The sequence below is a fragment of the Brevibacterium litoralis genome (assembly GCF_040212315.1).
Classification (GTDB): Bacteria; Actinomycetota; Actinomycetes; order Actinomycetales; family Brevibacteriaceae; genus Brevibacterium; species Brevibacterium litoralis.
The window spans coordinates 1-11,155 of the sequence record NZ_JBDIUY010000043.1; the positions used below are offsets into that span (position 1 = coordinate 1).

Sequence of the window (11,155 nt, forward strand, 5' to 3'; positions counted from 1 at the left end):
GGCCGAGGTCGCGGGCGACCGTGGCCATGGCCTTCGAGGCCGGCGAGTCCGGGTTGGCGAGCACGGCGGGGGTGCCGGAGTCGCCGCCGGTGCGGACCTCGGGGTCGAGGGGGACCGAACCGAACAACGGCACCTTGGTACCGAGCGTGCGCTCGAGGTTGGCGGAGACCTTCGCGCCGCCGCCGGTCCCGAACACGTCCATGCGGGTGCCGTCCGGCAGTTCCAGCCACGACATGTTCTCGACGACGCCGGCCACCCGCTGACGGGTCTGCACGGCGATCGCACCGGCCCGCTCGGCGACCTGGGCGGCGGCCTGCTGCGGGGTCGTGACGACGACCAGCTCGGAGGTGGGCAGCAACTGGGCGACGGAGATCGCGATGTCGCCGGTGCCGGGCGGCAGGTCGAGCAGGAGGACGTCGAGGTCGCCCCAGAAGACGTCGGTGAGGAACTGCTGGAGTGCCCGGTGGAGCATGGGTCCACGCCACACGACCGGCTGGTTGGCCGGCACGAACATGCCGATGCTCATGACCTTCACGTCGTGGGCGACCTGCGGGATGATCATGTCGTCCACGCGGGTCGGGTTGCCGGTCACCCCGAGCATGCCGGGGATCGAGAAGCCGTAGATGTCGGCGTCGATGACACCGACCCGCAGACCTTCCTGGGCCATGGCGACGGCCATGTTCGCGGTGACGGAGGACTTGCCCACGCCGCCCTTGCCGGAGGCGATCGCGTAGATGCGGGTGAGGGAGCCCGGCTGGTTGAAGGGGATCTCCCGGGAGGAGCCGGCGCCCTGGAGCTTCTCACGCATGGCCTGGCGCTGCTCGGGCGTCATGGTGCCGAGCTTCACGGTCACCCCGGTGACACCCTCGACCGACTCGACGGCCTTCGTGGTGTCGGTCGTGATGGTGTCCTTGAGCGGGCAGCCTGCGACCGTGAGGAGGACGGTGACCGTGACGTGACCGGACGCGCCCACCTCGATGGAGTCGACCATGTCGAGCTCGACGATGCTCCGTTTGATCTCCGGGTCCATGACGCCTTCCAGCGCCTGGTGGATCTTCTCCTCGGTGGGCAGTGTCATCGGATCGTCCTCGTCCTCTCCGTCGGGTCTGCACCCCGGCGGGCGGATCGGCGTCGAAGCGCTCGGTCGCACTCTCCGCGAAGGGGAGTCAGGACCGGTCCGGGGTATCCGTCCCATTGTCGTCGATCGACCCCGCGGAACCCAATCCGGAGTCCGGTGCCGCACCCGGTCCTGATTCAGGTCCCGATCCGGAGGCCCCGCCCTCCCAGGTCTCGCGAAGACGGCGGAGTTCCTCGGCCTCGCGGGCCTCCCGGGCCTCCTGCTCGGCCCGGTCCTTCTCCCGCTGCTCCTCCATCTCCTCGAACAGATCGCGCAGTTCCGAGCGGATGAAGTCACGCGTCGCGATGTCGCGCATGGCGATGCGCAGGCTCGCGACCTCCCGGGTGAGGTATTCGGTGTCGGCGAGGTTGCGCTCGGCCCGCTTGCGGTCGGTCTCGAACTCGACCCGGTCGCGGTCGGCGCTGCGGTTCTCGGCCAACAGCAGCAGGGGCGCGGCGTAGGAGGCCTGGAGGGACAGGATGAGCGTGAGCAGTGTGAAGTTCAGGGCCTTGGGGTCGAACTGTGCGGCCTCCGGGGCCAGGGAGTTCCACGCCAACCACACGCCACAGAAGATCGTCATCCCGACCAGGAACCCGGGAGTACCCATGAACCGGGCGAATGCCTCCGCCCCGGCTCCGAACGCCTCGGGGGAGAACAGGCGGATCTTGCGGCGGTGGGCCGCCCGGGGGGTGTCGAGCTCGTCAGCGGCCACGGGGCACCTCCGTCCGGATGTCGTCCTCGCCCAGACGCCAGTCGTCGGGCAGCAGTTCGTCGAGCACGTCGTCGACGGTGACGACACCGACCAGGTGGTCGTTCTCGTCGGTGACCGGCACCGACACGAGGTTGTAGGCGGCCAGCAGCTTCGTCACCTCGCTCACCGGGGCGGTCGGCGGGAGCGCCTCGACCTCGTCGTCGAGGATCGCCCCGACGGCCTCCGCGGGCGGTTCGCGCAGCAGCGCCTGGATGTGGACGAGCCCCAGGTACTTGCCCGTCGGGGGTTCGAGCGGCTGGCGGCAGACGAACACCGCGGCGGCGAGCGCCGGGGCGAGCTCCTGGCGCCGGACGTGGGCGAGCGCCTCGGCGACGGTCGTCTCGGGGGAGAGGATCACCGGTTCGGTCGTCATGAGACCACCGGCGGTGTCGTCCTCGTAGGACAGGAGGGTGCGGACGTCCTTCGCCTCGTCCGGCTCCATGGCCGCGAGCAGGCGTTCGGCCTCCTCGTCGCTGAGGTCGCCGAGGAGGTCGGCGGCGTCGTCGGGTTCCATCGCCTCGATGACGTCTGCGGCGCGCTCGGTGTCGAGCGCGCCGACGATCTCGATCGAGGTGGTCTCCGGCAGCTCCTGGAGGACGTCCGCCAGACGTTCGGTGTCGAGTTCGCGGGCGACCTCGAACCGGCGCTTGGCCGGCAGGTCGCGCAGGGCGTCGGCGAGGTCGGCGGCCTTCGTGTCCTGGTAGGCCGCGATGAGCTGGGTGGCCTCCTGGTGGTCGCTGCCGGTCGTCGGGTGGTCGACCTCGGACCATTCGACCTGGAGCGTCTCGCCACGCCGGCGGAAAGGGTCGAGCGCGTGCTTGCGGGCGGCGGGCCGACGCACGTAGAGGCGCACGACCTCCCACTCCTTGTTCCGCTGCGGTTCGATCGCCACGTCCTCGATGCGCACCTGCGCACCCTCGCCGCGCAGCACGATCTCCTGTCCGAGCATCTGCCCGAGCACGAGGGTCTCCGTCGAGCGCTGTTCGAACCGCCGCATGTTCACCAGACCGGTCGTGATGACGGCCCCGGCGTCGATGCTCATCACGCGTGTCATCGGCACGAACACGCGCCGCCTGCCGGGCACCTCGACGACGAGTCCGACAACCTTGGGCTGCCTGCGCATGGTGGCCCGGTACACGACGACGGCGTCGCGCACCTTGCCCACCTGGTCACCCAGGGGGTCGAAGACGGCGACTCCGGCCAGTCGGGCCACGAACACGCGATCGGAAGTACCTGCCACGGCCCACACCCTAGTACGGGGGGCCGCGCAGGTGACGGACCCGCGGCCCGCACGCGATACTTGGGTCATGGTCGCCAAGCCCCTCACCCAGCTGCCCCACGGCGAGATCCTCGCCTCCTACCCCGACCACGAGGCGGCCAAGGACGCCGTGCGGCACCTCTCCCGGGCCGGGTTCCCCGTGACGGAACTGTCGATCGTCGGGTCGAACGTCTACCTCGTCGAAGCGGTCGCCGGCGCCCGGTCCTGGGGCGCGGCCGCCTGGCGCGGCGCGGTGAGCGGGGCATGGATCGGCATGCTTCTGGGACTCGGGTACGCGCTCTTCGGCGGACAGGAACAGCTGCTCACCGCCACCCTCGCGCCGACCGTCCTCGTCTGCGTCGGCGTGGGTGTCCTCGCGAGCCTGGGCGTCAAGGCGCTCGGTCGGCGCCAGGGCTCGGTCGTCACCGTCCCGAACATCCTCGCCGGGTCCTACGAGATCGTGTGCCCTCCGCACCGCGTCGCCGAGGCGCGGCAGGCGCTGGCCAGGATGTGACGCGTGGGCAGGTCGTGTTGAGCGGGCCGCCTGTGCCGCGGTCGGCTCAGGGGAGAGCCGCCCAGGCGGCGGCGGCCTCGGGCGCGAGTTCACCGAGTGCCGGCGGAGCCCCCGGCACTCCGGACGGCGTCGCGGAGAACACCGCGTCGACCATCGCGGCCGTGAGCACGTCCGCCGCGGCGATGTTGAGCCCCACGAGGACCTCGGGTAGGTCGCCCGGGGCGATCGGTGACGCCTGCGTCGACAGGGCGAAGACCGTGTCCCCGTCGTAGAGCGTGTGCGAGGGATGGACGGCCCGCGCGAGCCCCGCATGGGCACTCGCCGCCAACCGCTGCGTCTGTGCCGAGTCGAGTGCCGCGTCCGTCACGAGACACGCGATCGTCGTGTTCCGCGCACCGTCGGCCCCCGCTCCCGAGGCGCCCTGGTCTTCTCTCCGGGCCGTTTCCTCGGCGGCCCGGTCGAGTTCCTCCCACCGGCCGGAGATCCCGGGCGCGTCACCAGGGGCGTATCCGTACTGTGCGAGGACGGTCCCGGCGTGGAACCGACCGGTCGGGTCGAGCAGGGACCCCATGGCGTTGACCGCGACGACCGCGGCGACGGTGTGGCCGGTCGGCGTCGTGAGGGCGGCTTGGCCCAGCCCGCCGCGGGTGAGCCCGCGACCGGTCCACGCCCCGGTCCCGGCACCGAGCGAGCCCCGCAGCCCGGACGCGTGCCCGAGAGCATGTCCGGACACGTTCCCGGGAGCGGGGGAGGGCGCCTCGGCGGCGGCGCGATAGGCGGCCAGCCCGTGCGCGGCGAGCGGGGGAGCGAAGGGGGCGGTGCCCCGCCCGAGGTCGAAGAGCGCGGCGGCCGGGACGATCGGGACGGTGACCCCGGCGGCACCCGCCGCGCCCGGGGCCGGGAACCCGCGGCCGTCGGCCATGAGCCCCTCCATGACCCCGTGGGTGGTGACGAGGCCGTGCGCGCTGCCGCCGGTGAGGACGATCGCGTCGGCGCCGTAGGGGTGCGTGCCGGGTTCGATCACGCCGGTCTCGTGACCGGCCGGGCCGCCGCCGCGCACGTCGACGGCGGCCATGGTCCCGGGTGGTGGGACGATGACGGTGACCCCCGTGAGCGCCCCGTCGGTGTCCCGCGTGTGGTGGCCGAGACGGACCCCGGGCACCTCGGTGACGCCGGCACCGCGGCGCAGTGTTCCCAGCGGCAGATGGGGCACGGGGTCCTCCTCGGTTCTCGACCCGGTTCTCGACCGGACTCGCGGCAGGTGTCTCAGCGGGTGCCCTGCACCCAGGCCTCGACCTCGTCGGCGGTGCGGGGGAAGCCCGCGGAGATGTTCTCGACGCCCTCGGCGGTCACGAGGACGTCGTCCTCGATGCGCACGCCGATACCGCGGTACTCCTCGGGCAGGAGGAGGTCCTCCTCCTTGAAGTACAGACCCGGCTCGATGGTGAAGACCATGCCCGGTTCGACCTTCGCCCCGAGGTACATCTCGGCGCGGGCCTGGGCGCAGTCGTGGACGTCGAGGCCCAGGTGGTGGCTGGTGCCGTGGACCATCCACCGACGGTGCTGCTGGCCGGAGGGGGCGAGCGCCTCCTCGGCGGTCACCGGCAGCAGACCCCACTCCTCGAGGCGACGGGCGATGACCTCCATGGCCGCGTCGTGGATCTCGCCGAACTCGACGTCGCGGTGGACGTGCTCGGCGGCGCGGGCGAAGGCGGCGTCGGAGGCCTCGAGGACGGCCTCGTAGATCTTCCGCTGGACGGGGGTGAAGGTGCCGGTCACCGGGAGGGTCCGGGTGATGTCGGCGGTGTAGAGGGAGTCCGTCTCCGCACCGGCGTCGACGAGGACGAGGTCACCCTCGGCGACGACGCCGTCGTTCTTGATCCAGTGGAGCGTGCAGGCGTGGTTGCCCGACGCCGCGATCGTGTCGTAGCCCAGGCCGTAGCCCTCGGTCCGGGCGATCCGCTCGAAGGAGGTCTCCAGCACGCGCTCGCCGCGCCGGTGTCCGACGGCCGCGGGGAGGGCACGCACGACCTCGTCGAAGCCGGACCGGGTGATGGACACGGCCTCGCGCATGCGCTCGATCTCGTAGTCGTCCTTGACGAGGCGGAGCTCGGACAGGAACTGGGCCATCTCGTCGTCGCCGCTGCGGGAGATCTCCAGGTCGGCGGCGACCTGCTCGCGGGCGAGGTCGACCTGTGCCTCCAGGGAGGAGTCGACCCCGCGGACGATCCGCACCGAGGTGCTGCCCAGATCCTTCGTCACGGCCTCGGCGGCGACGGCGATGTTGTCCGTCGGCACACCGATGAGCGTCGCCATGGTCTCCAGCTCGGCGCGGGGACCGACCCAGTACTCACCGTAGGTGGCGTCGGAGAAGAACTCCTCGGTGTCGGCTCCGGCGCGGGGACGGAAGTAGAAGGTCTCCTCGTGGCCCTCGCCGTCCTCCTTCGGCTCCAGGACGAGCACGGAGTCCGGCTCCTGGTCCTGGTCGAGGCCGGTGAGGTGGACGAAGGCGGAATGCGCGCGGAACCGGTAGTCGGTGTCGTTCGACCGCTGCTTGAAGTTGCCGGCGGGGATCACCAGACGCTCACCGGGGAACTGCGCGGACAGTGCGGCGCGGCGGGCCGGGGTCCACGCGGCGGACTCCAACGGGGCGACGTCGGTCTGCGGGCGGTGGTCCCACCCGGAGGCCACGAACTCGCGGAAGGCCTTGGACTGCGGGCGGCGGGAACGGTTGTTGACCCGGTTCCCCAGGTCCTGGTCGGTGGACTGCGCGGTGGACTGTGCGTCGGTGGATTCCGTCATGCCTCCAGCTTAGGGGCCGGAGGGGTGCGGCTAGGATCAGGGCATGGTCATCGACATCCACACGCACTCGCGGTTCTCCGACGGCACGCAGTCCCCTGCGGAACTCGTCGCCGAGGCGGCCGAGGGCGGTGTCGACGTGATCGGACTCACCGACCACGACACGACCGCCGGCTGGTCCGAGGCCGCCGAGGCGGCCGCCGCCCACGGGATCGGCCTACTGCGGGGGATGGAGATCTCCTGCCGGTACGAGGGGATCAGCGTCCATCTCCTGTCCTACCTGCACGATCCGGGAGCGGACCAGGAACTCATGCAGGCCGTCACGGGCTCGCGCGTGTCCCGCGAGACCCGCGCCCGGACCATCGTCGAACGCCTGGCCGCGGACTTCCCGCTCACCTACGACGACGTGCTCGCCCAGGCCGGGCCCGACTCGACGATCGGCCGCCCGCACATCGCCGACGCCCTCGTCGCCGCCGGGCTCGCCCCGGACCGCTCGGCCGCCTTCGAGGGCATCCTCAGCAGCCGCGGCAAGTACTACGTGCCCACCCCGGTGATCTCGGCACTCGACGCGATCCGGATGGTCCACGCCGCCGGGGGAGTGGCGGTGTTCGCCCACCCGCGCGCCTCGGCCCGCGGCCGGGTCGTCCCGGACACCGGCATGCGCGCGATGATCGAGGCCGGGCTCGACGGCCTGGAGATCGACCACCGCGATAACCCGCCGGCCGACCGGGAGGACCTGCGTGCGCTCGCCGCCGCCCACGACCTCCTCGTCACCGGCTCCAGCGACTACCACGGCACGGGGAAGCCGAACCGGCTCGGCGAGCACCACACCGCCCCGGAGATGCTCGAACGCATCGCCGCACGGGCCACCGGCGTCGAGTACCTGCACTGACCACGCCTCCGAGCCGTCAGTGGATGACATGGACGAGGGCCCCTGCACTCCGGTGAGTGCAGGGGCCCTCGTCGTCACGAGCCGTGCTGACGGATCTCACTGAGGTCCGGCAGTGCGGTCAGGGCAAGGCCGAGGAGCGAAGACGTACGTGGGTTTGGTACTTCGAGCGACGAGAACGCAGCCCTGGCCGTGCTGACGGGCCTCAGTCCGTGGCGGGGACTTCCTCGTGGCCGCCCTGCTCGGAGCGGGCGACCCCGCCGGAGGGCTTGCCGCCGCGGGTGCGGCGGCGCCGGCGCGGCTTGCGGGGGCCGGAGTCCTTCTCGGCGTCCTTCGCGTCGCGGCCGCGGCCGGAACCGGAGGGCGCCTCGGACGCGGGACGACGACGGTCACGGCCACCGGAACGGGAGCCGGAACGCCGTCCCCGGCCCTCCTCGGCGTCCTCGCCCGCGGTGGGCTTGCGCCGCTTGAGGCGGCCCTTCGTGCCCTCCGGGATGTGGAGTTCCGCGTAGAGGTGCTTCGAGGTCGAGTAGGTCTCCTCCGGTTCGGGCTTGCCGAGGTCGAGGGCCTTGTCGATGAGGCGCCACTTGGGGATGTCGTCCCAGTCGACGAGGGTGACGGCCACACCCGTCTTGCCGGCACGGCCGGTGCGGCCGATCCGGTGGATGTAGGTCTTCTCGTCGTCCGGGCACTGGTAGTTGAAGACGTGGGTCACGTCGTCGATGTCGATGCCACGCGCGGCGACGTCGGTGGCGACGATGATGTCGACCTTGCCCTCGCGGAACTGGGTCAGCGCGCGCTCGCGGGCCTGCTGGTTGAGGTCACCGTGGAGCGGGCGGGCGTTGAAGCCGCGGTCGGCGAGCTCCTCGGCCAGGCGGTCGGCGGTGCGCTTGGTCCGGGCGAAGACGATCGTCTTGCCCCGGCCCTCGGCCTGGAGGGCGCGGGCCACGAGCTCGGACTTGTCCATCGAGTGGGCGCGGTAGACGAACTGCTCGACGTTGCGGGCGGTCGTCGACTCGTCGTCGGGGTCCTGGGCCCGGATGTGGGTGGGCTTCGACATGTACCGGCGGGCCATCGTGATGACGGCACCGGGCATGGTCGCCGAGAACAGCATCGTCTGGCGGGCCAGGGGGAGTGCGGCGATGATCCGCTCGACGTCCGGCAGGAAGCCGAGGTCGAGCATCTCGTCGGCCTCGTCGAGGACGGCGGTGCGCACGGCGTTGAGCTTGAGGATCCGGCGCCCGTAGAGGTCGAGCAGGCGGCCGGGGGTACCGACGACGACGTCCGCACCGGCCTTGAGCGCCTCGATCTGGGGCTCGAACTCCTTGCCGCCGTAGATCGTCACGATCGAGAGGTCACGCTCGGTCGAGGCGGTGACGAGGTCCTGGGCCACCTGCTTGGCGAGCTCGCGGGTGGGGACCACGACCAGGCCCTGCGGTGCACGGCCGGTGGCCTCACCCGTGAAGCCGGGCTCCCCGGGGGCGGTGGCACGCTGGAGGAGCGGGATACCGAAGCCCAGGGTCTTGCCGGTACCGGTCTTCGCCTGGCCGATGATGTCGGCGCCGGTGAGGGCGACCGGGAGGGTGAGCGCCTGGATGGGGAAGGGGTGCTCGATGCCCTTCTTCGCGAGTGCCGCGACGATGGGGCCGGACACGCCGAAGTCGGCGAAGGTGTCCTGTGCCAGGTCCTCGACCGTGACGTCGGGGTCGACGGTCCGGCTGGTGACGGTGTCTGTCATGTGTGTACTTCTTCTCCTCACGGTGCTCCCGTCGGAGGAGCACGCACGGTGCGGGCGGCGGTAGTCTGGAGCACATGTGTGCCGACCAGTCCCCGACCTCGCCGGACCCAGTCATGACGGATCCGATCACCCAGGTGACGACCCTGGCCCTGGTGGCCTTCGGTGAACTCACCGCGTTCGAACAGTCCGCCGAGGACGCCCGCAGCGCGGCCTCCGTCGAGGACGAGGTGGGTCTGGCCCTCGTGGCCGGACACTGCCTCGATCACTTCCGGGCGATCTCTGCCCGGGTGGAGGAGCTGGGCGGGGACGTCGTCGAGGGGATGCGGGACGCGGCACGGGCCTTCTCCGTGTTCCACGAGCGCACCCGACCGGGGGACTGGTACGAGAGCCTCATGAAGGGCTATGTGCTCGACGGAATCATGAAGGACTTCAGTCGGGCGGCCCTCGAGGACCTCGATCCCACGAGTGTTCGGGTCGTCTCTGCTGCCCTCGATGATACACGTCGGGCCGATCACCTCCGGGACCGCCTGGCCCGGTCTCTCGCCGATGATCCGGCACTGGCCGCGCGGCTGGCCCTGTGGGGCAGGCGCCTCGTCGCCGAGGCGATGACCCGCGGCCGTGTCCTCCTCGTCCAGCTCCTGGGCGTACCGGAGGACCGGGTCGTGTCGATCACCCAGTCGTGCATGACGGCCCACTCGAAGCGGATGAGCGGGCTCGGCCTCGTGGCCTGAGCCGCGACGGCCGGACGCCGCAGGCCCGGTCCCACCTCGTGGTGGGACCGGGCCTGCGGCGTCTCCGGCGGTGTCGGACCCTGCGGTGGGGTGCCGGAGTCCGGGCGGCGTCCGATTCAGACGAGACCGAAGCCGACGGGACGGTGGTTCTCGGTGCCGGTCTCGACGTAGGCGAGCGCGGAGGCGGGGACCATGACCTGGCGGCCCTTGTCGTCGGTGAAGGAGAGGACGGAGCCCTTCTCGATCGCCTCGTCCACCTGCGTGGCCACCTCGGCGGCCGTGCTCTCGACCTCGATGGTGAGTTCGCGGGGCGCCTGGCGTACACCGATCTTGATTTCCATGTCTGTCCTCTTCACGTCGTGGTTCGTCGGTCGGCGGTCGGGGACCCGAGGGGTGTCCCGACCTGACGGCATCACTCTACGGCGGATGACGGCGACTCGGACACCTCGGCGAGTTCCGCGGCCTCGGTGGTGTGGTCCGCGTCGTGGGGTGCCGGTCCCGGGGGAGTGTCGTGGAGTGCACTCACCCCGTTCCACATGAGGGACGTGACGAGGGCGATGTGGTCGGGGCACAGGTCCTCGGGGTGTTCGTGGACGTAGAGAGCGGCGTTGTCCGCGGCGCCGGCGACCGCGGCCGCGGCGACGAGGGCCGAGCCACTGGCCAGTCCCGTGCGTTCGGTGAGGCCCCGCGCGAGTCGGTGGACGAACAGGTCGCGGGTGCGGTGCACACGCTCACGGACGTCCTCGTCGTAGTTGTCGCGGAAGTGCAGGGTGAGGTACGTGGCGGGTTCGCTCACCACGAACTCCATGAGGGCGGCGACCGTCCGTTCGGTGCGGGCGCGGGCGTCGTCGACCGCGAGCGCGGGTTCGAGCACGGCGTCGAGGCGGCAGGCGGCATGGTCGATGACGGCCGTGTACAACTCCTTCTTCGACGAGAAGTGCTGGTAGAGCACCGGCTTCGAGCACCGCGCACCGTCCGCGACGTCCTCCATGGACGCGAGATGGTAGCCCTTGTCCGCGAACACGGCGGTGGCGACCTCGATGAGCTGCTCCCGGCGCTGTGCCCGGGGCATCCGGCGAGGCATCCGCGGGATCCGGAAGGTATGGGTGCGTGACATGGCGGTCAAGCTATCAATGGGCAACGACACCGTCGCGGCGTGTCGTGTGCCAGATCTGCACGTCAGGTCACGGAACGGTCTCGATCACATTGCGGAGAGCAGGCGGACTTGTCACTTCCTCTCGGAAACCTGTGGGTTCCGCCCATGTGACCAGGGAGGACGAGATGTGGTGCGGCAGCACGTGCATGTGACGAAATGTCACCGGTATCGTGCCCGATTCGTGAACCGCGTCACAGGGGAG

The 11,155-nt window shown here is 71.2% G+C and carries 11 protein-coding genes; 3 read left to right on the plus strand and 8 right to left on the minus strand.

Annotated elements, in window-relative coordinates:
* The 3 genes from AAD496_RS14125 to AAD496_RS14135 all read right to left on the minus strand — a co-directional run.
* The coding region (locus AAD496_RS14125) for an Mrp/NBP35 family ATP-binding protein (RefSeq protein WP_349829489.1) at positions 1-1,078 on the minus strand (1,078 nt) is incomplete at its 3' end.
* An 88-nt stretch (positions 1,079-1,166) separates the two neighbouring features.
* The gene (locus tag AAD496_RS14130; RefSeq protein ID WP_349829490.1) at positions 1,167-1,829 is read right to left on the minus strand and encodes a DUF1003 domain-containing protein; all 663 of its coding nucleotides are present in this window, start codon (positions 1,827-1,829) and stop codon (positions 1,167-1,169) included.
* Positions 1,819-3,108, minus strand: a complete 1,290-nt coding sequence (locus tag AAD496_RS14135; RefSeq protein ID WP_349829491.1) for a magnesium transporter MgtE N-terminal domain-containing protein — start codon at positions 3,106-3,108, stop codon at positions 1,819-1,821. The genes AAD496_RS14130 and AAD496_RS14135 overlap by 11 nt, the downstream gene beginning before the upstream one ends.
* 67 nt (positions 3,109-3,175) lie before the next feature.
* Here AAD496_RS14135 and AAD496_RS14140 point away from each other — a divergent pair, with 67 nt between their 5' ends.
* Positions 3,176-3,640: a YflT domain-containing protein gene (locus AAD496_RS14140; RefSeq protein WP_349829493.1), complete on the plus strand. Its 465-nt coding sequence runs from the start codon at positions 3,176-3,178 to the stop codon at positions 3,638-3,640.
* A 46-nt stretch (positions 3,641-3,686) separates the two neighbouring features.
* On the opposite strand, the gene AAD496_RS14145 is transcribed toward AAD496_RS14140, so the two are convergent.
* Both AAD496_RS14145 and AAD496_RS14150 read right to left on the minus strand, forming a co-directional pair.
* Complete coding sequence (locus AAD496_RS14145) at positions 3,687-4,853, minus strand: P1 family peptidase (RefSeq protein WP_349829494.1); 1,167 nt, start codon at positions 4,851-4,853, stop codon at positions 3,687-3,689.
* A 53-nt stretch (positions 4,854-4,906) separates the two neighbouring features.
* Positions 4,907-6,442 carry an aminopeptidase P family protein gene (locus tag AAD496_RS14150; RefSeq protein WP_349829495.1) on the minus strand — a complete coding sequence of 512 codons (1,536 nt, stop codon included), beginning with the start codon at positions 6,440-6,442 and terminating at the stop codon, positions 4,907-4,909.
* Positions 6,443-6,485: 43 nt separating this feature from the next.
* Here AAD496_RS14150 and AAD496_RS14155 point away from each other — a divergent pair, with 43 nt between their 5' ends.
* The gene (locus AAD496_RS14155) at positions 6,486-7,331 is read left to right on the plus strand and encodes a PHP domain-containing protein (protein WP_349829497.1); all 846 of its coding nucleotides are present in this window, start codon (positions 6,486-6,488) and stop codon (positions 7,329-7,331) included.
* A gap of 202 nt (positions 7,332-7,533) precedes the next feature.
* Here the strand turns inward: AAD496_RS14155 and AAD496_RS14160 are convergent, their stop codons facing one another.
* Complete coding sequence (locus tag AAD496_RS14160) at positions 7,534-9,066, minus strand: DEAD/DEAH box helicase (RefSeq protein WP_349829498.1); 1,533 nt, start codon at positions 9,064-9,066, stop codon at positions 7,534-7,536.
* Positions 9,067-9,179: 113 nt separating this feature from the next.
* Here AAD496_RS14160 and AAD496_RS14165 point away from each other — a divergent pair, with 113 nt between their 5' ends.
* Positions 9,180-9,797, plus strand: a complete 618-nt coding sequence (locus AAD496_RS14165) for a ferritin-like fold-containing protein (protein ID WP_349829499.1) — start codon at positions 9,180-9,182, stop codon at positions 9,795-9,797.
* Between the two features lie 116 nt (positions 9,798-9,913).
* Here AAD496_RS14165 and AAD496_RS14170 read toward each other — a convergent pair whose 3' ends face one another.
* Together AAD496_RS14170 and AAD496_RS14175 are read right to left on the minus strand one after the other, a co-directional pair.
* Positions 9,914-10,138: a DUF3107 domain-containing protein gene (locus AAD496_RS14170; RefSeq protein WP_349829500.1), complete on the minus strand. Its 225-nt coding sequence runs from the start codon at positions 10,136-10,138 to the stop codon at positions 9,914-9,916.
* Between the two features lie 71 nt (positions 10,139-10,209).
* A complete protein-coding gene (locus tag AAD496_RS14175; protein WP_349829501.1) occupies positions 10,210-10,914 on the minus strand; it encodes a TetR/AcrR family transcriptional regulator in 705 nt (234 codons plus the stop codon).
* Positions 10,915-11,155 lie beyond the last annotated feature (241 nt).

Bases quoted from the DNA above. Each gene is read 5' to 3' on its own strand.
- AAD496_RS14175 (WP_349829501.1), bottom strand. From the start codon at position 10,914: ATGTCACGCACCCATACCTTCCGGATCCCGCGGATGCCTCGCCGGATG.
- AAD496_RS14140 (WP_349829493.1), top strand. From the start codon at position 3,176: ATGGTCGCCAAGCCCCTCACCCAGCTGCCCCACGGCGAGATCCTCGCC.
- AAD496_RS14170 (WP_349829500.1), bottom strand. From the start codon at position 10,138: ATGGAAATCAAGATCGGTGTACGCCAGGCGCCCCGCGAACTCACCATC.
- AAD496_RS14150 (WP_349829495.1), bottom strand. From the start codon at position 6,442: ATGACGGAATCCACCGACGCACAGTCCACCGCGCAGTCCACCGACCAG.
- AAD496_RS14155 (WP_349829497.1), top strand. From the start codon at position 6,486: ATGGTCATCGACATCCACACGCACTCGCGGTTCTCCGACGGCACGCAG.
- AAD496_RS14160 (WP_349829498.1), bottom strand. From the start codon at position 9,066: ATGACAGACACCGTCACCAGCCGGACCGTCGACCCCGACGTCACGGTC.
- AAD496_RS14165 (WP_349829499.1), top strand. From the start codon at position 9,180: ATGACGGATCCGATCACCCAGGTGACGACCCTGGCCCTGGTGGCCTTC.